The following is a 22,309-nucleotide window of genomic DNA, read 5'->3' on the forward strand; positions in this document are numbered from 1 at the left end:
GCCCAAATCTGTTAATCTTAAATCACCACAAAATAAGAAAGTTGGTGCCCACCGTGTATAAACATTATAACAATAACCAAACCATATTAACATTTCCAATTGAATTTAAAATTAATCCCAATCATATTGTCGTTTCAATTAGTGATTTTGTAGATAGTATTCCCACTGAAATTCTGTATCCGGATGCTGACAAGTTTGGGCGACCAAAATATTCGCCAGCGATGATGATGAAACTCCTATTATTTGCTTATATGCGTCATACGTTTTCTGGCCGTGCTATCCAAGAAATGGCAGAGGAAAACCTACCAATGAAGTGGTTAATTGGTAATCCGGACGAAGTCCCAAGTTATCGGAGCATTAATCGCTTTCGAATTTCACAAGTAGCAAAAGGGATTATCAAAAAAATGTTTCTTCAATTTCATGAACAATTAAGTGCATATGGTTTAGTAGATGACGAATCGTTATTTATTGATGGCACAAAGATTGTCGCAGATGCCAATAAATACTCCTTTGTTTGGCGAAAAAGCGTCGAACGAAATGATGCCAAGTTAGAGGAAAAAGCTAGCGCCTTATTTGATGACATGATTCAAGAAAAGGTTAATCTAGCAACTGATGCCGAAGGCACTTTGGCGAAGTTAGATCATGCAGAACGTGAATTAGAACATGATATTGATGACCTCGATCAGAAAATTAGTGCAGAAAAAGTCATTAAAGGTGGCTCGCCATCAAAGCAACGACGAAGAAAACTAAAACATTTTAAGCATATTATTACTTCGGATTTAAAGCCTCGGAAGCAAAAATATGAAGATTATCTTGAAATTCTGGGAAACCGAAACAGTTTTTCTAAGACTGATCATGATGCAACCTTTATGCGAATGAAGGAAGATCCAATGCAAAATGGTCAATTAAAACCAGGATATAACTTACAGATTGGTACTCAAAATCAATTTGTCCTATTTTATGATTTGAATCAACGGCCAGCTGACCAAAGAACGCTAGTCCCATTTTTGAATCAAGTCCAACAAAGAAAGGCCACGTTCCGTTACGTAGTAGCGGATGCAGGTTATGGTAGTGAACCAAATTATGACTTTGTTTTAAAGGATTTTAAAGCGACGCCACTTATTCCCTATACAATGTATTTAAAAGAACAATCCAAGAAGTATAAAAATGATGCCAATAAGGTTATGAATTGGACCTATGATAACGCAACTGACAGTTTCACTGATCAGCATCATATTCAATTCTCCTTTAAACAAGTCTATAACAGGACTGATAAGTATGGGTTTCAGCGGACCATTCGAAAATATGAAGCCAATCAATACGAGGATCCCGAAGGTTATCACTATTCGATTACGGAAAGGGGTAACCAACGGTCAATCCAAATAAATCCGCATTGGGAAATGGAAAAAAGATTAATTAGAGTTAAGCTTTCAAGTAAGACAGGTGCTTCAATTTACGCAAAGCGTAAAATTGAAGTTGAGCCAGTTTTTGGTAACTTGAAGGCTAATTTGGCGTTCAAACGCTTATCAGTCAGAGGGTTAGAAAAAGCCAAAAATGAATTGGGGATCATTTTAATGGCCGGAAACTTAAAGAAGATGATGAAAATCATCCTTTCAAGTCGTCAGCAGAGTCAAAAAAGTAGTTGGAAAAACTTAGTGAATAAGTTTTTCCAACTACTTTTTTATTCAGAGGTCAGTTTTGTCCCAGCCACTTTTTTGTTTGAATGAAAACACTTGTTATATTGGTCTAGATAGGTTAATATTGGACTATACCATTAATGAGTGAGGAGAATTAATTATGAAAGTTATTATCGTAAAGGATAAGCTTGCGGGCGGTAAGGAAGGCTTCAAGCTATTTGATGAAGCATTGAAAAATGGGGCTAAAGTTTTTGGCTTGGCAACTGGAAGTACCCCTGTTACAACTTACGATGAATTGACGGCTAGTGACTTGGACTTTAGTCAATCAACATCAATAAATCTAGATGAATATATTGGACTTGGCTCAGATCATCCACAAAGCTATCGGTATTTCATGCAGCAGCACTTATTTAATAAGAAGCCATTTGCGCATTCATACGTCCCTGATGGGCTCAATCAAAACACTGAAGAAGCCACTAAAAATTACGATAAGATTATTGAAGCTAATCCCATTGACCTCCAAATATTGGGATTAGGGCGGAATGGACATATTGGTTTTAACGAACCCGGAACTGACCCAAAATCGTTGACGCATAAAATCAAATTAACACAATCGACTATTGATGCAAATGCGCGATTCTTTGATAAAGCAACGGATGTTCCACAATATGCTTACTCAATGGGCATTGGATCGATATTAAAATCAAAGAAAATTTTGTTGGAAGCTTACGGTTCTGAAAAGTCGGCCATTGTGAAGGCAATGATCGAAGGACCAATTACGTCAGATGTACCTGCTAGTTACTTACAAAAGCATGCGGATGTAACAGTTGTTTTAGATGAGGATGCTGCTTCGAAGTTAGAAATAAACTAAAATTAGTTATCGAAAGCTTTGGTCAAAAGGGACCAAAGCTTTTTTATTTAGCGATTCATTAAATAAAAACGATTTCATTATTGCGGTGAACGTATTTGCCCCGTATAATTATCCTAGATATACGTTTGAAGGGAGAATCAAATGATGAAAAAGATGACACTCAAACGGGGGCTATTTTTACTGACTTCCATCGGGATGATTGCAATTGTGGGGACAATTTTTGGCAATCAGCAACAGGTACATAGTAGTACAACCACGGCAACACCGGCTCAATTTATCAGCAAGATGAGTCCTGACGTCAAAAGCGTGGCGAACAGTTACAAGCTTTACCCATCAGTTATGATGGCGCAGGCAGCATTGGAGAGCTCTTGGGGGAATAGTACATTGTCACAAGAGGCGGATAATTACTTTGGTATAAAAGGGAGCTACAGTGGTCAATCGGTTACGATGCAAACTGCTGAATATGATGCTGATGGTCAGCTTTATTATACAAATGCCGCTTTTAAAAAATATCCGAGCATCAAGGCGTCGATGACGGATAATGCAGAATTATTGCGAAATGGGCCTTCATTTTCATCCACGTACTATTCAGGTACTTGGCGAGAAAATGCCGCAACATATTCAGATGCTGCGAATGCGTTGACGGGAACTTATGCGACAGCACCTACTTATGGCGCGTCTTTAATATCGATTATTTCCCAATATAAGTTAGATACTTTACTTGATGTCCAAAACTTAGATAAGGCAACGTACTATGGCGCTGCCGGATCAGAAACCGGTACACTGAGTTCCAGCTACAGTAAGTATGTGGCTTATAATCATGTTAAGGGGACAAATGCAAATCAAACAAAGTATGCTTGGAAGACACTGAGTGGAAAATCCGGGAAAAAGGTATGGTTTGATATGCGGGCGGTTAAACCTGCCTCAAAGACCACCTGGTACCGAATACGATTTTCTAGTGCTAAGACCGCTAAAAAGTATTGGGTCTACTCTAAGGCTGTGACGTTGCCAACAACGACTTATCAATCTGGTAGCACAAACGTGACAATTAACCATGCAGTCAATCGAGAAATCCATAATCACGTCTATAATTCTAACTACCTCTCAAAGCAAATTCAGATGAGTAAAACTTTGACTGGTTCTAAATACAGTGTTGATAGCATTGCAACTCGAACCCAAAATGGCATCAAAACTACTTGGTATCGGGTTGCACTTGATAGTAAAACAAAGGGCTGGATTTTCTATGATGGTGTAAAAACAACCTATGATGCTGTGAAGTATACAAACGTTAAAAAATCAGGAAAACTAAGTACCTCTTATGCGAAATATACATTGTACAATCACATTAAAAACACGCATTTTAAGCAAACTGAAACGAAATGGACGGCTCTGAAAAAGGCTGTAAAGGCTAATACAGCGGTTACAATTGATGCCACTGGTGTCAAAACCAAATATGGAACTAAATGGGATCGAATTAAGTTTGCAGGATCAACGACCAAATACTGGGTTTCAGAAAAAGCAATTAAATAGGATTAATAAGAAAGTCATATTGATGGCTTTCTTATTTTTTTGCGATGTTATCAATTTGTAATATTTTTAAAGTGGGAGTAACAAGAACCATTGATAACCTATTTCTTATGTTACAAATGAGAAATATTCTTAGTTAATTAAAATTTGTTACTTGATATTTTATCTGCCATTTGTATAATAAATTTCTGTGTCAAAATGATATTGTGCGAAGGAGTTTTTTACTAGATGAAGTATTTAAGTAGGATTGGGGTAATCTTTTTATCGTTATTGGTAATAATGACTTTATTACCAAACAAGCAAACGTATGCATCAAGCCCCAAAACGTTTATCAAGAAATATAGTGATTCGGTTGAACAAGTAAGTAAAAAGTATAAATTGTATGGATCCGTGATGATGGCACAAGCTGGCCTTGAAAGTAGCTGGGGCGGTAGTCGTTTATCAAAAAAGGCGAACAACTATTTTGGAATCAAAGGATCTTACCATGGCAAGTCCGTTAGAATGAAAACTTTTGAGTATACTGCTGGTGGTGCTAGATATAGTACGACAGCAAAATTTCGTAAGTATCCAAACGCAAAGGCATCATTTGAAGACTATGCGAAGGTTCTTAGAAATGGACCTAACTGGAATCGTCAGTATTATAAGAAAACGTGGAAGGAAAATGCCAAGACCTATACGGTTGCAACAAAAGCACTTTCACATACGTATTCAACAAGTGCGGCTTATGGCAAGTCTTTAAATAGAATTATTAAGACCAATAAGCTCAAGAATTTAATTGATGACCAAATTCACTATGGTCACAAAAAGGCGACTCCTAAGGCAGCTGAAACATCAAACACTGATAACAAGACTAAAACTGGTGGCTTTCTGACAGTTGCGGGACTATTAGGTCTAGGATCGAATCAAATAGATTTTAAAGAAGCACTGAAACAAAGCCTATTTAAAATTTAATTTATAATATTTAGATTAGCTTTCTGGATTATTCCCCAGGGAGCTATTTTTTTGGTATAATGACGTCTAGATATGTGCCTTATGGCAAATAAGAAATTACGGGAAGTATTCAAATGGCGGAAGAGTATAAAATAAAAGTACAAAATATAACTAAAGAATATGATTTATTTAAAACCCAATCTGAAAAGTTGAAGTCATTCTTTGCGCTCAATCGGAAAGAGGTTCCTCACTTTTGGTCACTAATGGGCGTTTCGCTAACTGTAAAAGCTGGTGAAACATTAGGTTTAATAGGGGTTAACGGATCAGGTAAGTCAACCCTTTCCAACATCATTTCGGGAATTATTCCTCAAACGACTGGGACGGTAGATGTAAAGGGCGATACCTCTATTATTGCGATTGGTGCCGGTCTTAGGGGAAACTTAACCGGTCTTGAGAATATTCGGCTAAAGGCTTTAATGCAAGGCTTAACGAATCCTGAAATCGATGCGCTAATGGACGATATTGTGTCATTTGCTGATATTGGTGATTTCTTGTATCAACCAGTTAAAAGCTATTCGAGTGGGATGAAGTCGCGACTTGGATTTTCTATTGCGGTTCACGTTAATCCTGATATTTTAATTATTGATGAGGCCCTGTCTGTTGGGGATGATACTTTCTATCAAAAATGTCTGGATAAGATTAATGAATTTAAAGCCGAAAAGAAAACAATTGTGTTCGTCAGTCATTCTTTGAAGCAGGTTGAGATGATGTGTGACCGAGTAGCTTGGATTCATTATGGAACTCTGCATCAGATTGGTGAAACAGATGAGGTTGTCGGTGATTATCGTAAGTTCACCAAGTGGTTTAAAGGCCTTACTAAAAAAGAGAAACAACAATTTCAGTTGAAAATGAAACAGGATCAAAAGAATTTTGATGTTGAGGCTTTTCAAAATGAAATTACGGAGGCCCGTCAAAAAGCAGAACCAGACAATCCTCACGTAGCAAGTGATGTAAAACGTGATCTTTATGGCTCAGTTATCAGCGAAAAAATGTCGAAACCAAACATTATTTTAACTTGGGCAGTGCTTATTTTGGTCCTATTCTTTTGTGCGGTTAACGTTTCTGGTCATTCATTGACTGAAATTATTAAGAACCCGATTAGAATTGTTCAACCAACACATACGTTACATGTGCCAGATCAAGTTAATCAAATTAAATAAATTTGCGAGGGAGAAGTCAAAGACTTTTTCCTTTTTTATTAATTAAGCATTGACAGCGCTTTCATTTACGTATAAAGTGTAACTCGTAAGGTATATTAATTACCTTCTAATCAATTCTCTTTCTCTCTTATGCCGACCACTATCTTGCCGATAGTGGTTTTTGTGTTCTAACTTTTACATTTTAAAGAAAGTGACTCACTTTAACTTCTAATTTGTTTGTAAGGGTTTCTCATTGATTAATAATATGATATACTTGTTTTTGCGTTATTAAGAAAAGGGGCCGTTAGTTTGGCATTGAAAAGTCACGAGATATTGACGCTAATTGAAGAAATTACTCGCTTAGACGGTAGTAAGTATATTGAGATTAGCAATATGGTTCAGAATGGTCGTGCAGAGCTTGCCGCAGAGCGTAGCTATATTAAGCAAGTTAGGATTCTTCAACTTAATATTCCACATTCTGTGCACGTCGCTAATTATGAACAATTTATCAACGAAACTTTTGAGATGCCAACCGAGCAAATGGATCACTTTGAAGAGTGGACCCGAACTCCGAAAATGCAAAAAGAAGTTGACATGATTCTTAAAGAAAATCACATTGGATGAAATAAAATTCAATAAGTTCTTTACAAAATCTAATAAATTATGATATAAATAATGTCATGGTGTTTATTGCCCCGTAGTTCAGCGGTAGAATAATTGACTGTTAATCAAGAGGTCGCTGGTTCGATCCCAGCCGGGGCAGTACATGAATGTTCAGATTCACTTTTGAATGTTTATTAATTAAATAGCGTTAAATGATTGCCCCGTAGTTCAGCGGTAGAATAATTGACTGTTAATCAAGAGGTCGCTGGTTCGATCCCAGCCGGGGCAGTTTCACCATCTTTATCATATTTTTATTGCCCCGTAGTTCAGCGGTAGAATAATTGACTGTTAATCAAGAGGTCGCTGGTTCGATCCCAGCCGGGGCAGTCATCCAGAAATACATAAAAGGCAGGTAGCTCGCAATTGCGAAGTTACCTGCCTTTGTCATTGGTCTTAATCATATTCCTGATTATCATAGATGAGCCGCCGGAGATGCTTTTCTGATTGTTGTCGTTTAGGCGGAAGTTGTGAGTAGTCGCCATACATTCTGGTTAGAATAACATCATAAGCCTGTGGAACAGCCATATTGACGTTTTCAAAGGGTTTAGAGGTTAGCTGGGTCATTTCAGCGATAGATAGAATTTCCTTGTTATAGGCGTACTGAGAGGCTAAATTTTTAACTAAAGTGGTCTCTTCACTACTATTGTACAGTTGCATGATGTGATCGCGTTTTTTCTTTAATTCGTTAACGTTTTGAAAAGTTTGATTATTTGTGGTTTGAAACTTACGTAATGGGGTATCAAAGAAGTTGTAATGAAGTCTAAGTAAAATCAAACTATCATAGTATCGAAATTTTGAAATTTGTTTGTCCTGATCGGTGGGATTAGACGATATTTGATCAAATGGGAAGATGTCGATGAATACACCTTTTCGCGCGTTATTAATGCTATTTTTTTCTTCAATAAAGGTGTGGCGATCTAAAAGCTTTGAATAACTTAGCCCATAATTTTTATCGGAAAAGGGAGTCTGGAGAAAGAAGCGCGTTTCCGTAAAATAAGTGGCACCGAGTTTTAGAAATTGGTTGTAGTCTTTCCGCGGCATTCCAACATCAACGTCGTCATCCCAAGGAATAAATCCCTTATGACGAATTGCCCCAAGTAGGGAACCCCCAATTAGAAAGTAGTTTAGATTATTCTCCTCGCAAAATTGAATGTAATTTTCCAGGATATTTAACGAGAGTTTTTGCGATAATTTTAAAAGTGAGGTCATAGTTGGTTCTCCTTTATTAAAGATAAATTAGGTTAGGATTGAGTGATGGTAATTATGAATTTTAAATGCTAACATTATTATATTAGATTTGGAATAGGATTGTGGGGCGGCATAATGGAAAAAGAAAATTTATTAGATTCATTTATCGAAGCTTACATGAAGTCTATCAAGTACCTAGATGAGTTTATTTCACAGCCGGCATCAGATTATCATTTATCATTTGAACAGTATTTGATACTGCATGACATTGCCAGACGTCCCGATTTAACGCTTGTAGATATTGCAGCCAATCGACACGTTACGCGAAGTGCCATTTCCCGTCAAATAAAGGTGCTATTAAATCAAGAATATATTGTTCAAGTGCCGGATGAATCCGATAGACGACGACTCTATTTACATTTGACTGAAAGCGGGACAAATGTTGAGCAAATCGTTTCTGAGAAAAACAAACAGCGTTTTCAGGGATGGATAGATTATTATGGTGAAGACCGTGCAAAGGATATTCTAGGATTCATTCGGGATTTCAGCGAATACAATCGAATTGAGAAATAATGGAAGGTAACAGAGAGCATGAGAAAGAATTTGGATTTATCGGCAGAGGAAAAGAAACGCTGGCGAAGAATCGTCTTTATTGAGGAATCTTCGTTAAAGAATAACGAAAAGAAAAGTATTTTCTGGTGGATAAAGAGAATGCTTCATAGAAAATAAAAAGTAGCCCTTTCGTCCAATTATAGACGATGGGGCTACTTTTAGAATTGTTCAACAGTTTCAATTTTTACGTTTGGACTGCCACTGAGAAGTTTAGAAACAGGGCAGCGTTTTTCTGCCAACGCTGTAAAGGCTTGTGCCGTTGCAAAATCGACTCCTGGAATGAGAACTTTTGCATGAACCAAAAATTCTAAGCCCTGTGATCCTTTAACCATCGTCACGTGAACGCGTACCTGAGAGGTGTGTGGGACGTGATTCTTTTTTTCAATAGCTTCAACAGTAGCGTTTAAGCAGGTACTTAAAGCTAATCCAACAAATTGTTCCGGATTTGCGCCGGGTAAATCATTTCGAGGATCACTGATTTCAACGTCTAATCCATTAGGGTCCGCGACATAGACGTGTCCATTAACACCGTCCTCGTTAATGACGGTTGTGTTATACAGCTTTTTTGGTTCCATTCATAATCCCTCCTAATAGGTTCAGTTTAAGAATTATTGATTAAAAAAACAACCAATTAAGCTTGGACAACCATACCAATTTAATTTTTTCACGTGAATATATTTTACAATAAATGTACCTTTCGTCTTAACGTGCATTGCACCAGCGTTAAATTAATTAATTAAGATTATATTAAGGATGAAATTATATGTATACCAATTATAATATATGGGGTAATATTAGCACCAATAACAGGAATGGAAGTGATACCAATGGGGAGTTTTCTCAAATTTAAATCATTTTTTAGTGAAAAAGATGGTGGGCACGATAGCAAAGTCACTAACACAGAAAATACGGATCATTCGGATAAAAAGTAAAATTTTGGCAAAAAAAATAAGACTGAAGTGCGCGCTTCAGTCTCCTACCTAATCTATGTGTACAGAACCCATAAATAACTTAGTAGCAATAAAATAAATAATTGCTTGTCGTTGCTTCCGAGGAAACATGGACTAATTCAATAGGAATTTCGTTATCCATGTCTTCTGTGAAATAATGCCCTTATATGTAAGTTTATTATAACGTTAGTTCCGTGTATTAGCAAACTAAAATTTTATAATATTTTTAATCAATTAAAAACATAATTGCATTTACAAACATTCCCCTCATCGCTATTCTAAATAAGAAGGGGGAAATTGAATGACTAATATTACATATAGACCCGCTACACAGCAGGATTTACCTCAAATAATTGCGATATACAACCAAATAATTTCGTTACACAACGTGACAGCAGATATTTATCCAGTAGCGCTGATTGATCGGCAGGCGTGGTTTGATGACTTTGATCAAGTCCATCAGGCAATATGGGTAATCGAAACTCATGGTGAAACCATTGGCTGGGTGAGTCTCCGAAACTTTAATGAGCGTCTTGCGTATCAGCACACGTCCGAAATCAGCGTTTATTTGGATCAAAATGCTAGGGGACACCACCTAGGCTCTCAGACCGTGAAATTTGTGGAGAACGAGGCAATGAGCCGAAACATTCAAAATATCGTTGCACTTGTTTTTAGTCAAAATAACGCAAGTCAAGCATTGTTTCAGAAGCAAGGATATGAACGCTGGGGTCATCTACCGCAGATAGCGCAAATTGATGATGAAAAGCTGGACTTAGATTATCTTGGCAAACCTTTAATGTAAGGGGCGAAATACATGGAGCTTTCAGTACTGGGACCAGCAGGAACTTTTACAGATTTAGCCGCAAAAACGTATATTAACAAGCAAATCGGCCAGGAAATAACAATTGATTATTTTAATTCATTTGATGCGGTATTTAATAGTGTTACGGATGATAATTTGGGGCTATTACCGCTCGAAAACCAATTAGACGGGTTCGTTTTGGCAACGCTCGAAAAATTAAAGCAACACCCAATTTCAATACTTGATGAAATCGAAGTTGCAGTGAATTTTGGCATGGTGGCCCAGGCCGCCAAAAAATCTGATATTAAGCGCCTATTTGTCCAATTCAAGACAGAAGGCCAATGTACCAGGCTGATTAATCGTTTTAAAGATGTTGAAATTGTAACGACATCGAGTAATATTCAATCACTAAATAAGGCAGTTAATGGTAATTTTGGTGATGCTGCAATCGTCCCTGAAACTGAGGTAAATCAGTCGGGTTTGTCATATAAAGTGCATAACGTAGGTGATCAAAAGGATAATCATACGCGATTCATTGTGTTTAATCGATTGAAACCGCAAGTAATTCAACTGACCACGCAATTCAAGGCAAGTCTGTACATTACGCCACCAGATGATGGCCCGGGGACGTTGTACAATATTTTGGGCTATTTTGTGAAATATGGACTCAATCTTATTTCACTCATTTCTGAGCCTACAAAAGAAAAAATTGGCGTTTATTCGTTTTGTATTGAAGTTTCTGGTCAACCAGAACAGCAGGCGGATTTATTGACGGTGATAACAGAATTAGCCGAGAAATCAAGCGTCCACTTTCTCGGATTTTACGCATTCAATCGGAAAGAGCGTGAGTTGTAATGGGACATCGATTATCAGAAAATGAAGTGGAACAGGTGCTTGAAAAGGGGACCTATATGACCGTTGGATTTATCAGTGAAGAAGGACTTCCCCAGACTGCAGCGTTAACTTATGTGTGGGACAATCAAAAAAAGGCTGCTTTTATTCATGGATCAAAACAAAGCAGCCTTATGAAATTAGTTCAACAGCAATCAGTTTTGTCTGGAACAGTTGTCGTCGATACGGCGGTTGATGCCCCAGAATTCACATTGCGGTATCGAAGTGTCAATATGATTGGTGCATTGACAACGGAGCCTCCAGAAAATCTTGAACACGATATGGAAATCTTGTGCGCTAAGTACTTAGGTCCGGATTTTCCGAGTGACCATTTTGCGAGAACAATGGGAAACCTAGGCGATGTTTTGATAATTTTCAAACTTACACCAAATTCTCTAACTGGTCGGGGTCATGATATGCCAACGATTTAAATGTCGTAATCTTCCTCTAGCTCAAGCCAGATTGACAGGGGACTTGGTTCGTAATCGACCCAATTGGTAACCCTCGTGTAACTTCTATCGAGCAAATGACTTTTACCGGATTTTGCAAGGTCAGAAAAAATCGTTAAGGCAAGTGGATTATCTTCTAGATCAACGATTAAGGTTGGTAATTTATGATGCCATTCAGCTATTAAATCCTGGTAGACAATTAATTGTCGACAGTGATTAATGGTAAATTCAATTCCTTTTTTTCTTAATTCATTTAAATAGGACTCGTATTCATCTAGTACAGCGGCTTGAGCTTCTTGCCACTGTGCTTTTTCGTATTTTTGCATATTTTCTGACATTGGGTGTCACCTGTTCCAATTTGTATTTTAAAAACTTATCTTCCACTATATGCTTTGTTTAAGTGAATTCAACCATATACAGCAAAAATGGTTAGCACGCTTTTGAGCATTTATTGACAATTTTATGTTGAGTGCTAAACTGGTTTACATTAACGTTAGATTAGAAAATTAAAAATCGATGATGAAGTAATGCCTTATTGAGAGATGAAAGTGAACCTCAGTTAGTGAAAAGAGGACATTGAAAATAACGGTAAATCCCTTCTGAGTGCAAGATTGAATAAAGTAAATCAAACCGGATTTCCACCGTTATGGAGTTGTAAATATTATTAAATATTTATGAGCTAATAAGTAAGGTGGTACCGTGCGATCTTTCGCGCCCTTTAGAGAGTTATTCTCAAGAGGGCTTTTTTAATCTAATGAAATATTTTCTAATCTAATGAATTAAATGGAGGCAATACATATGGCAGTCAAAACATTTACAAATTTCACCCTATTCGATGGTACAGGAGATAAAAATGAAAATGATGCGTGGTTCTCAGTTGATACTGAATCTGGAAAATTAGTTGATCGCGGAACTGGTACAGCTCCGAAATCTGAGAAAACTGTTGATTTAAATGGCGAATACGTCATGCCAGGTTTTGTAAATGTCCATACGCATATCACGGTTGACCCTGATGATTTAGGCGGTGGACTTGGTCACGACCTTAGTGAATCAGAAGCGGCCGTGTTTGGATTTGAAAATCTACAGAAGCTATTGAAATCCGGTGTTACTTATATCCGTGAATGTGGAACTGCCTTTGACGTTGATATCAAGTTAAAGAAGCTACAAAAAGTCGGTCGTTTACCCAAGACACCACATATGATGGCTTCAGGACAGGCTTATTCAATGACCGGTGGCCATGGAGATGGTGCACATATGGCATACTTAGTCGATTCACCAGATGAAATGCGAAAGGCAGTTCGACAAGGGTTAAAGAATGGTTCCGAAGCAATTAAAATGATGGCAACTGGGGGAGTCATGACCCCTGGTGATTTTATGGATGATCCTCAGTTATCCGTTGAAGAAATGCGTACGGGAGTCGAGGAGGCACACCATAAGGGCGTGATTGTGGCTGCCCATGCGGAAGGAAATCCTGGCATTCAAAATGCGCTTGATGCTGGAGTTGATTCTATTGAACATGGATTCTATTTGACGGAAAAAGAAGCTGAACAAGCAATTAAACAGGGAACCTATGTAACGCCAACACTTATTGCAGAGTGGGCGATTCCAGCATTTGGGAAAGGCCTTTTACCTGATTGGGAGGTAAAGAAAGCAGAAGATGCCCTTGATGATACATATGAAAACTTTAAGCGAGCCTTCAAGCAGGGTGTGAAATTTACCTGTGGAACTGATGCTGGAACGCCACTCAATGGATTTGACAAAACTCCAGACGAATTTGAATTACTCACTAAAATTGGCATGACCACTGCAGAAGCCTACCACTGTTCAACTAAAAACTCCGTTGCACTTTGTGGGATTCAGGACGAGTATGGCACGCTGGAAGTCGGTAAATTTGCTGATTTCCAAGTATTAAAGAAGGATCCACTCGCTGACGTCAAAAATGTTAAACAGGAAGACAAACAAGTATTTTTAGGTGGAGAAAGACAATTCTAGCAAACTTGGATAAAAAACGGAGGGCAAAAAATATGACAGTTAAGACTTTTAAAAATTTCACTTTGTTTGATGGTACTAATGATAAGAATGAACAAAATGCTTGGTTTTCAGTTGATACAGCAACGGGGAAGCTGGTTGATCGTGGGCAAGGAAATGGACCCGATTCAGCAGAAACGGTGGACTTAAACGGCCAATACGTTATGCCAGGGTTCATTAATGTTCATACACACATTACAAGTAATCCCAATACTTTCGATGGTGGGTTTAATGTGTCGGAATCTGAAGCAGCTGTCTTTGCTTTTGAGAACCTACAGACTTTATTGAAGTCTGGTGTTACTTATATTCGAGAATGTGGAACGAGCTACGACGCTGACATCAAATTGAAGAAATTACAAAAGCAGGGGATGCTACCAAAAACGCCGCACATGATGACGTCAGGACGTGCATTTTCAATGACGGGTGGTCATGGTGATGGGCCCCATGCCGCATTCCTAGTAGATTCACCTGACGAAATGCGTAAATCTGTTCGACAAGTTCTTAAAAATGGTGCAGAGTCCATTAAAATGATGGCAACTGGTGGGGTCATGACCCCCGGTGATTTCATGGATGATCCACAGTTATCTGTCGCAGAAATGAGTACTGGAGTTGAAGAAGCTCACCACAAAGGTGTCATCGTGGCCGCTCATGCCGAAGGAAACCCTGGAATCAAAAATGCGTTGGATGCAGGGGTCGACTCCATTGAACATGGTTTTTATTTGACGAAAGAAGAAGCTGAACAAGCCATTAAACAAGGGACATATGTGACACCAACCCTAATTGCAGAGTGGACAATTCCGGCATTTGGCAAAGGGGTTCTACCTGATTGGGAAGTTAAGAAGGCTGAAGATGCGCTTGATGATACCTATGCTAATTTCACAAGAGCATTCAAACAGGGGGTTAAATTTACCTGCGGAACGGATGCTGGAACGCCGTTTAATGGGTTTGATAAGACGCCTGACGAATTTGAATTATTAACTAAAGTTGGAATGACACCGGCTGAGGCATACCATTGTTCAACTCAAAATTCTGCTGCACTTTGTGGCCTACAGGACGACTATGGGACACTTGAAGTTGGCAAGTTTGCCGATTTTCAGGTATTGAAGGCTGATCCTTTAGCAGACGTCAAGAACGTTAAACAAGAAGATAAGCAGGTGTTCTTGGGTGGAGAGAGACAATTTTAAAGCCACCTTATGAGACCAGCATCATTTTGAAATGGGAGTTCTGCTTCTTGACTGATGAGGCTGGTAAGAGCGGTGATTATTATAAAAGTGAAGCTAAACGCTAAGCATAATCAGTGTTAATAATGGGCGGTCATTTATCTCAAATCAAGAGGTGAATGACCGCTTTTTAAGGTAAATAGGGGCTGTGTTATACTAATTTAGTTTGGTATCAATAACCTAATGAATAAAATTAAAAATAGCTGTTTTAGATGGGATAAAGGTAATACAAATAAAGAAACTTGGTATCATAAAAAAATACATATTATTTTTCCTCTGTTTAGTCGTGATGGCCACCATTTTCATTTATATTTTTAATATCAACCGATTCTCGGGGCTAACTGCCGATGATTTTCTTTATCATTTTGTTTATACGGGAGAATGGCCTGCAAAGGGTGGCCCTCAAGTTTATCGAAATCTCTGGGATTGGTTAGTTGCCATTTATAATCATATGACCCTATGGAATGCGCGACTAACGTCAACCTTTTTCACAATTTTAGCGATGCAGTTTCCCAAATATATTTTTAATATTGTGAATACACTTTTCTTTTTAATCTTAGGATTAGAAATGAACATTTTGGCAACGGGTAAACGTGTCTTTAGATATCCACTACAATTGTTGCTTACTTATTTATTGATGTGGTTCTTCTTATCAGGATTTGGCAGTACGGTGCTTTGGGTCAGCGGAGCGGCCAACTATCTTTGGGCAACAACTATCATTTTGGCGTTCTTTATTCCTTACCGATTTAATTATCACGTGAAGAAACATTTTACGCTGATGGCTTGGGCGATTGTGGGATTAGGAATTCTAGCGGGGATGTCAAACGAAGTTGGTAGCGCCACTTCTATTTTAGTGGTTGGTTTTTTTACCTACTTCAATCGGCCTAAAGGCGTTCTTAATGATTTTTGGTGGAAAATAGTTGGGGTTCTGGCAACTATTTTTGCTTTCCTCACGATGATCGTATTATCACTTGGTTCAAGTGAAAGTGAGATATATGGTGAAAAAGATGGGCTAATTTATCATATTTCGCAGATTTTTTCGAATACGATGACAAATTCTGGAATTTTACTTTTAGTCAGTATTGTTTTGGGCAGCGTTGTTTTATTCAGCCAACCAAACTTTTTTAGAAGTATCTTTTCAAAACGGGATTTAACGGAAGATGAAGGAAGCACGTTAAGTGGCATTATTTTCTTTGTCAGCGCACTTGCAGGAGTGGGCGCCATGGCGATTTCACCCGCACTATTTCCAAGACTCTGGTTTGCAGTCAACGTTTTATTGATGATTTCGATATTGAATTTCTTGACGTCATATCAAATACTTCGTAAAGATGCATTCTTTACATATACCGTTCTGGCACTAGTAACGCTCTTTCTAATGTTTTTAGCAATTCCGAGTTACCATTATCATTTGAATAACTTAAAGCCCTTCTACAATGTTTTTTATACTCACGAAAAATTAGCAAAGGAAGCACGAAAAACGGGTAAACAAGTTGTGAGAATGCCGGGAATTCAAATCGCTGATGATTTGTATAACCCGTACATGGGGACCCCGTACATCATGACCGGAAATCCCAAAAAATTGTGGTCCAACACTTGGATGGCTGCTTATTGGGGAGTTCATGAAATTCGGCTGGACAATCACGCTGCCATTCAAACGAGTCCACAGCGGAATATCCAGGTTATTGATTCAATTCAGAATTGGTATGATGACAAATTTGGCAAAACGCAACTCTTTAAAAAGATTAAGTTGCCTGGCATTACGTATCAACCAAAATATGTTCTATCAGTCAAGAATGATTCAAATAAGGGACCGGCTATCAATCAGAAATTAAATAATCGTAATTTATCTACGAAAAGGCCATGGCTGCGCAATGCTTTAATTCGGTATGTCGATGTGACAACCAATCGAGTGGTGGGAACTGAACGTATTTCTTCCCCAAACTTTAATCATTATGATATTTCACACGCTGCTATTTCTGGATACCAAACATTGGCTAATAATCCAAAATCCTATTACTTTACAGATAGTTATAACCAGATGATTACGATCAAGGTGAAACCACCGTTGATGCGCATCAACGTCTACTATAATTTAATAAAACACGATAAAAAGATAAGTAAATCGACTCGGCTTGCCACAGTCGTGATCAAAGCAAGGTCTGGTCAAATTGCGACGCTCAAAGCGCCGAATAGATATTCTTTCACAAATGGGAAACAAACAATGCGATTAAAGGTAAATGATGCTAGTTCAGAGCGCGAGATCCAGTTAGTGAAGTTACCACTGAGAAAAAGATTAAGCGCGTATTCTGGGTATTACTGGCTGATTGGCGCAACTTTACTCTGGATTGTAATGGATTTGGTTTTCTCAGTGATTCAAAGAAAATGGAATGAAAGAAAAGATAGGGAGCAGTAGACTGGCAGTTTAGGAACATTAAATGAGTTTCAATAATTATTGAAAAGGCACATCCAATATGGATGTGCCTTTTTTGACCTAAGCCCGTTATTTGGAAGTATTCGAATTTTAAATAGCTAAATGGTGAAGTTTTTCACATACATATAAACGATTGTACAAGTTGATCATATCGAATTATAGTTTAGTCATAGCAAAGGCGAACAGCATTAACGATTTAGGTATATTAGTTGAAAAATGTATGCGCTTACCTAGATTGTGAAACTATACGCTTATTTCGTGATATAGGACAGAATCAAAGTCTGACTCAAAAATTAGACTGATTTAAAAAATGGAAGGGGAACATCTACTATGAAACAACAATTTACTCGCCCCGTTTCGGTTATTGGTACTAGTACATTAGGGCAACGATACTTTGACGATCCTGAGTATGAGGGACTCTCAATTTATGAACTATGGGCATGTGCCTGTCACCAAGCCATGGATGATGCCAACGTGAAACCTAAGGACATTGATAAGGTTGTTTATTCACAGTTTGCTAACTTTGTGACTGCCGGAAATGCAATGGCAATGGTTGGACCACTGGAAGAGTGGGCTGGCGTGGCTGGCAAGCCAATTACGCATATCGAACAGGCCTGTGCTAGTGGGTACATTGCGTTTACTGAAGCCTGCAATGCTGTTGCTTCTGGAAAAGCGGACATTGTTCTCTGTGCCGGTGTTGAAACTCCCAAGCATTTCAATGCACGAAATCAACCTGCCTATATGCTACAACCAATTAAAAATTATGAGGGTTGGTGGTCTCCAGGTCGTGTGCTCTTTGATACAACTTACTACCGATTTGATGGTGTTAGTGACAACTTACTAACTGAAGAACAGGGAAAATATTATCAAAAGCATTATGGCATTTCTGAAGATACAATTGACGAAACCTACAACGCAATGGCAGTGAACTTACGTTACAACGCTTCACATAATGAGCGAGCAGTTGAACGCAAACCATACCCAGAAATTGCCAAAGAAAATGGCTACGATGACGTCATGGAATACATGCGTTCAGATAAGAATCCTAAGATTACTCAGTACATTCGAAAGAGCGGCAGTGTTGTGCATAACGTAGCAGCCGGAGCAGTTATTGTTTGTTCTGCTGACATTGCCAAGAAGTTCCAGAAAAAACCAGTTCAAGTTATTGATCATGCAAGTTCATCAAACACACAACGTCATCCATATTGTTTCCACCAAATGAACGTTGATGTAAAGGATGCACTATACAAGAACCAAGAAGGATTGAAGGGGAGCGACCTCGATTTAATGGTTACGACTGTTATGACTTCAGGCGAACAATTAGATAGCGCCGAAGTATTCGGTTATCTCCCAGAAGGAAAAGGTTATCAGTATGAATTAGATGGACGAACCCGCTTTGATGCAGATACGCCGATTAATCCACATGGTGGTGATTTGAGCTTTGGACATGCCTTTGGTGCTGCCGGAATCAATATGATTAGTGAAGCAATTCTCCAAATGCGTGGTGAAGCTGGAGGTTGTCAAGTTCCTAAAGACGTGAATACCTGCCTTGTTCGTGGAATGGGTGGCGGTCATACGACTGTTGGTATTTTACTCGAGAACCAAAAGTAGAAGGAGGGATAAATCATGTATAAATTACGACCAATTTTAAAAACTTATTATGATAGTTTAGAGGATGGTAAAGTTTTGGGAATGAAGTGTGAAGAGTGTGGGGATGTTGTTTGGCCACCACTTCCAACTTGCCAAAAGTGTGGTAGTTATCATGTGGACTGGTTCGACCTTGGGACCGAAGCAGTTATCGACGAGATTCGGTATGAAGATTCTAGCGTTGGTGGTGATTACACCTTCAGAAAAGCGAATGATTACTTCGTAGATAAAGAAACCCCTTACTGTATCTGTGTGGGACATTGGCCAAAGGGAACCGAACAATTTCATGCCGCTTTATATGGGGTTACAGAAGCCAACAAAGATGAGTTAATTAGTAAATTACCACTTCCAGCTAAGGTTCACTTTATTCAATTAGATGGTGGATTTAAAACAGTTGGTTTTGAATTAGAATAATTGTTTTTTTCGAAAATTAAAAGCCTGGAAGTTTAAGAGCTTCCAAGCTTTTAATTGATAAAATTCAAGAGTCTTGACTTCTAAATTTGTAAAATTTTGTCTTGATGAAGCTGGTTTAATTCAGAGATAAAAATTGATGTAAGCGGGTTTTTATTTTCTTGCCGGTAGGCGAGCACAAAGTTTAAATCATCACTAATTCCTTCGATATCAAGCGTTTTAACGCCGTAACTATCAAGCGGATTGTCAATTTTGATCATTGAATGCAGGAAAGTAATTCCCTTGCCAGCCCCAGTTAGTAATAGCGCTTTTTCAGCGTTGTCAACATAGGCTGAAGCAGTTGGTGAAAAACCACTTTTCATGCAAAGACTAATGGCATAATCAACCGTAAAGGGTGAAACTTTCCGATCAAGCATAATAAATTCTTCGTTTGCTAAATCCTTTAGGTCGACTGAAGAGCGATTGGCTAAGTGGTGATTAGCAGGAACGGCAATCTTTAATTTGTTTTCTTGCAAATTGATTAGTTCAATATTTGGAATGGCACGTACGCAAGTGTTTAGTGCAAAGATGACATCACATTTATTGCTGAGTAATTGATGTCTTAGCTCAGGAGGAGTCCCTCGTAAAAGTGAAAAATCAATGTGGGGATAATCTTTAGCAACAAGCTTTAGAGCGGAATACATCAGTTTAGTATCGAGAAAACTTTGATAACCAATTTTTAAGGATCCTGATTTCTTTGAATCGATTGGTTTGATAATTTCTTTTATATTGTCACATTTGTTGATAATATCAACCGCTTCATTAAGTAAAAGGTTACCAGATTCGGTTAATTTTAAAGTGTGTCTGCCCCGCACAAAAAGCTGGACGCCTAACTCGTCCTCTAAATCCATTATTTGGCGACTTAAAGTTGGCTGAGAGACGTACAGCTTTTCAGCAGCCTTTGTAAAATTAAGGTATTGGGCAACAGAGATAAAGTAACGCAGACTTAATAAATTCATTTGCAAACTCCTTTGGAGGAAACCAGATTGAAAATGTTCCAATCTATTATAGCATTTGAAAGCGATTAATTGATAACGGTTGCATATTGAAAAATGAATTAAGGAAGGAGCAACATATTATGGGTCGTTTAGATAATAAAGTAGCAATTATTAGTGGAGGCGTTAATGGAATTGGAAGGGCAACTGCCAAACGCTTTGCAGAAGAAGGTGCCAAAGTAGCCGTTACTGATATCAATGATACGAATAGCGCTGAGGCATTGAAGGAGATTGGTCATGACGCCATTTTCATTAAACATGATGTTTCTAAGGAAGCCGACTGGATTAATGTCTTCAAAAAGGTAATCGAAACTTTTGGCAAGGTCGATATTGTCTTCAATAATGCTGGAATTGCAGCCTTTAACGATGCGGAGCACGTTACCGAAGAACAGTGGGATAAGGTGATGGATATTGACTTGAAGGGGGTTATGTTTGGAATCAAGCATGCCGTGCTAAACATGAAGGATCATGGTGGGTCAATTATCAATATGTCTTCTATTGAAGGACTAATAGGTTATCCTAACCTCTTTGCCTTTACCGCAGCCAAAGGTGGGGTTCGTTTGATGACCAAATCTGCTGCACTATACTGTGCCAAAGAGAATTATGGCATCAGAGTTAACTCTATTCATCCAGGTCCAATTCATAAGCCAGAAATGGATAATGATCCAAAGGAACAAAAACTAGTTCAAGCTCATTTACCAATGCTTCCAATGGGACGTTTTGGTGAAACATCTGAAGTCGCAAATTTAGCCTTATTCCTTGCATCTGATGAGTCATCATTCTCAACTGGTAGTGAATTCTTGGTTGATGGTGGGTACACAGCGCAATAGGAACTATTAAACTGGAGATCCCACGTAGAGGTTGGGATTCTCCAGTTTTTCTATGTATAAATTGAGGTGCTTAGGCCGGTTATAAAACCGTGATTTTATTTAGTACTATCCAAAAATTGAATATCACTGAATTCTATAAGAGTATATCCAGAAACGCGATTGTACTTCACACAGGGTAGCCCGTATACTGCAAATTGTTAGATAAGCACAAACACAATTAATTGGAGGTAATACAGATGACTGTAAAAATTACTGAAAAAATGAAGTTTAGTCCTTCCTTTGACTATATTGACAATGGGGTTGAACATGGAATCCTGAGTCCATTTGAAACGAAAGAGATTATTTTTAAAAAAGGGCAACAAATTGCTGATGGGTTCAAACCGTTATCATGTGATATTAAAATGCTAAAAGATATTCCGGTTAAATTACGGGACGGTGTCACCATTTATACTGATGTTTATATGCCAACAACAGAGGGCAAGTTTCCAACATTGATTGCTTGGAGTCCTTACGGTAAGAGTGCGGGAACTGCGCCTCGCTACATCAATCTTTTCAACATGCTTGGCATGGGCGAAAAGTGGAACTCAGGCTTAACTAAGTTTGAAGCACCTGATCCAGCTTACTGGGTAGAACATGGCTATGCAGTATGTAACCCTGACATGCGTGGTATCGCACATAGTGAGGGAGATACAACGATGCTTGGCTCACAAGAAGCCGAAGATGGCTATGATTTGATTGAATTTTTAGCAAAACAATCATGGTCGAACGGTAAGACTGCTCTTACTGGAACTTCATACTTGGCCTTTTCACAGTGGTATATTGCAGCTACTCAGCCACCACATTTAACGGCCATCAATCCTACTGAGGGGCTTTCAGATGGTTATCGTGATTTAGCTTACATTGGCGGTATGGCTGATGAAAACTTTATCGGCCGGCTGGCAGTCAATCACGTTAGCGCCAACAAGGATGCAAACGTGAAGACCTGGTAA

At 38.4% G+C, this 22,309-nt stretch carries 21 protein-coding genes and 3 tRNA genes; 20 read left to right on the forward strand and 4 right to left on the reverse strand.

Going from position 1 to position 22,309, the window contains the following annotated elements:
• Nucleotides 1-53 precede the first annotated feature (53 nt).
• The 9 genes from FGL90_RS07795 to FGL90_RS07835 all read left to right on the forward strand — a co-directional run bounded on the left by FGL90_RS07795 (nucleotide 54) and on the right by FGL90_RS07835 (nucleotide 7,154).
• Nucleotides 54-1,727: an IS1182 family transposase gene (locus FGL90_RS07795; RefSeq protein ID WP_187240414.1), complete on the forward strand. Its 1,674-nt coding sequence runs from the start codon at nucleotides 54-56 to the stop codon at nucleotides 1,725-1,727.
• 70 nt (nucleotides 1,728-1,797) lie between these two features.
• Nucleotides 1,798-2,508, forward strand: a complete 711-nt coding sequence (locus FGL90_RS07800; RefSeq protein WP_010620606.1) for a glucosamine-6-phosphate deaminase — start codon at nucleotides 1,798-1,800, stop codon at nucleotides 2,506-2,508.
• 141 nt (nucleotides 2,509-2,649) lie between these two features.
• Nucleotides 2,650-4,038, forward strand: coding sequence for a glycoside hydrolase family 73 protein (locus FGL90_RS07805; RefSeq protein WP_225423033.1), 1,389 nt, complete (start codon nucleotides 2,650-2,652; stop codon nucleotides 4,036-4,038).
• A 225-nt stretch (nucleotides 4,039-4,263) separates the two neighbouring features.
• On the forward strand, nucleotides 4,264-4,986 hold the full coding sequence (locus FGL90_RS10595) for a glucosaminidase domain-containing protein (RefSeq protein WP_010620608.1): 723 nt from the start codon (nucleotides 4,264-4,266) through the stop codon (nucleotides 4,984-4,986).
• A gap of 113 nt (nucleotides 4,987-5,099) precedes the next feature.
• Nucleotides 5,100-6,185, forward strand: a complete 1,086-nt coding sequence (locus tag FGL90_RS07815) for an ABC transporter ATP-binding protein (RefSeq protein ID WP_010620609.1) — start codon at nucleotides 5,100-5,102, stop codon at nucleotides 6,183-6,185.
• A 294-nt stretch (nucleotides 6,186-6,479) separates the two neighbouring features.
• Nucleotides 6,480-6,788, forward strand: coding sequence for a hypothetical protein (locus FGL90_RS07820; RefSeq protein WP_033445290.1), 309 nt, complete (start codon nucleotides 6,480-6,482; stop codon nucleotides 6,786-6,788).
• Nucleotides 6,789-6,855: 67 nt separating this feature from the next.
• Nucleotides 6,856-6,927 (forward strand) — tRNA-Asn (locus FGL90_RS07825).
• A 57-nt stretch (nucleotides 6,928-6,984) separates the two neighbouring features.
• Nucleotides 6,985-7,056 (forward strand) — tRNA-Asn (locus FGL90_RS07830).
• A 26-nt stretch (nucleotides 7,057-7,082) separates the two neighbouring features.
• Nucleotides 7,083-7,154, forward strand: a tRNA-Asn gene (locus FGL90_RS07835).
• Between the two features lie 66 nt (nucleotides 7,155-7,220).
• Here the strand turns inward: FGL90_RS07835 and FGL90_RS07840 are convergent.
• Nucleotides 7,221-8,036, reverse strand: a complete 816-nt coding sequence (locus tag FGL90_RS07840; protein ID WP_010620611.1) for a LicD family protein — start codon at nucleotides 8,034-8,036, stop codon at nucleotides 7,221-7,223.
• Between the two features lie 114 nt (nucleotides 8,037-8,150).
• On the opposite strand from FGL90_RS07840, the gene FGL90_RS07845 reads away from it, so the two are divergent.
• Nucleotides 8,151-8,588: a MarR family winged helix-turn-helix transcriptional regulator gene (locus tag FGL90_RS07845; RefSeq protein ID WP_010620612.1), complete on the forward strand. Its 438-nt coding sequence runs from the start codon at nucleotides 8,151-8,153 to the stop codon at nucleotides 8,586-8,588.
• A 197-nt stretch (nucleotides 8,589-8,785) separates the two neighbouring features.
• Here the strand turns inward: FGL90_RS07845 and FGL90_RS07850 are convergent, their stop codons facing one another.
• Entirely contained in the window at nucleotides 8,786-9,202 is a 417-nt protein-coding gene (locus FGL90_RS07850; RefSeq protein WP_010620613.1) for an OsmC family protein, read from the reverse strand.
• A 676-nt stretch (nucleotides 9,203-9,878) separates the two neighbouring features.
• Here FGL90_RS07850 and FGL90_RS07855 point away from each other — a divergent pair.
• The 3 genes from FGL90_RS07855 to FGL90_RS07865 are packed head-to-tail and all read left to right on the forward strand — an operon-like array spanning nucleotide 9,879 to nucleotide 11,701.
• Nucleotides 9,879-10,379 (forward strand): GNAT family N-acetyltransferase, encoded by a 501-nt coding sequence (locus FGL90_RS07855; RefSeq protein ID WP_010620614.1) that lies wholly within the window; start codon nucleotides 9,879-9,881, stop codon nucleotides 10,377-10,379.
• Nucleotides 10,380-10,391: 12 nt separating this feature from the next.
• Nucleotides 10,392-11,234 carry a prephenate dehydratase gene (locus tag FGL90_RS07860; RefSeq protein WP_147657595.1) on the forward strand — a complete coding sequence of 281 codons (843 nt, stop codon included), beginning with the start codon at nucleotides 10,392-10,394 and terminating at the stop codon, nucleotides 11,232-11,234.
• Entirely contained in the window at nucleotides 11,234-11,701 is a 468-nt protein-coding gene (locus FGL90_RS07865; RefSeq protein ID WP_010620616.1) for a pyridoxamine 5'-phosphate oxidase family protein, read from the forward strand. Before FGL90_RS07860 ends, FGL90_RS07865 begins: the two co-directional genes overlap by 1 nt.
• Here the strand turns inward: FGL90_RS07865 and FGL90_RS07870 are convergent.
• Nucleotides 11,698-12,057, reverse strand: coding sequence for a hypothetical protein (locus FGL90_RS07870; RefSeq protein WP_010620617.1), 360 nt, complete (start codon nucleotides 12,055-12,057; stop codon nucleotides 11,698-11,700). The genes FGL90_RS07865 and FGL90_RS07870 overlap by 4 nt on opposite strands.
• Before the next feature lie 460 nt (nucleotides 12,058-12,517).
• On the opposite strand from FGL90_RS07870, the gene FGL90_RS07875 reads away from it, so the two are divergent.
• The 5 genes from FGL90_RS07875 to FGL90_RS07895 all read left to right on the forward strand — a co-directional run bounded on the left by FGL90_RS07875 (nucleotide 12,518) and on the right by FGL90_RS07895 (nucleotide 19,459).
• On the forward strand, nucleotides 12,518-13,711 hold the full coding sequence (locus FGL90_RS07875; protein ID WP_147657597.1) for a metal-dependent hydrolase family protein: 1,194 nt from the start codon (nucleotides 12,518-12,520) through the stop codon (nucleotides 13,709-13,711).
• 32 nt (nucleotides 13,712-13,743) lie between these two features.
• Nucleotides 13,744-14,931, forward strand: coding sequence for a metal-dependent hydrolase family protein (locus tag FGL90_RS07880; protein WP_147657599.1), 1,188 nt, complete (start codon nucleotides 13,744-13,746; stop codon nucleotides 14,929-14,931).
• A gap of 325 nt (nucleotides 14,932-15,256) precedes the next feature.
• Complete coding sequence (locus tag FGL90_RS07885; protein WP_147657601.1) at nucleotides 15,257-17,380, forward strand: DUF3329 domain-containing protein; 2,124 nt, start codon at nucleotides 15,257-15,259, stop codon at nucleotides 17,378-17,380.
• Nucleotides 17,381-17,728: 348 nt separating this feature from the next.
• Nucleotides 17,729-19,009 carry a thiolase family protein gene (locus tag FGL90_RS07890; RefSeq protein WP_147657603.1) on the forward strand — a complete coding sequence of 427 codons (1,281 nt, stop codon included), beginning with the start codon at nucleotides 17,729-17,731 and terminating at the stop codon, nucleotides 19,007-19,009.
• Between the two features lie 15 nt (nucleotides 19,010-19,024).
• Nucleotides 19,025-19,459, forward strand: coding sequence for a Zn-ribbon domain-containing OB-fold protein (locus tag FGL90_RS07895; RefSeq protein WP_147657605.1), 435 nt, complete (start codon nucleotides 19,025-19,027; stop codon nucleotides 19,457-19,459).
• Nucleotides 19,460-19,539: 80 nt separating this feature from the next.
• Here FGL90_RS07895 and FGL90_RS07900 read toward each other — a convergent pair whose 3' ends face one another.
• Nucleotides 19,540-20,454: a LysR family transcriptional regulator gene (locus FGL90_RS07900; RefSeq protein WP_147657607.1), complete on the reverse strand. Its 915-nt coding sequence runs from the start codon at nucleotides 20,452-20,454 to the stop codon at nucleotides 19,540-19,542.
• A gap of 119 nt (nucleotides 20,455-20,573) precedes the next feature.
• On the opposite strand from FGL90_RS07900, the gene FGL90_RS07905 reads away from it, so the two are divergent.
• Nucleotides 20,574-21,320 (forward strand): SDR family oxidoreductase, encoded by a 747-nt coding sequence (locus FGL90_RS07905; protein ID WP_147657609.1) that lies wholly within the window; start codon nucleotides 20,574-20,576, stop codon nucleotides 21,318-21,320.
• 236 nt (nucleotides 21,321-21,556) lie between these two features.
• A complete protein-coding gene (locus FGL90_RS10510; RefSeq protein WP_225423034.1) occupies nucleotides 21,557-22,309 on the forward strand; it encodes a CocE/NonD family hydrolase in 753 nt (250 codons plus the stop codon).

The sequence above is a fragment of the Secundilactobacillus malefermentans genome (assembly GCF_008033155.1).
GTDB lineage: Bacteria > Bacillota > Bacilli > Lactobacillales > Lactobacillaceae > Secundilactobacillus > Secundilactobacillus malefermentans.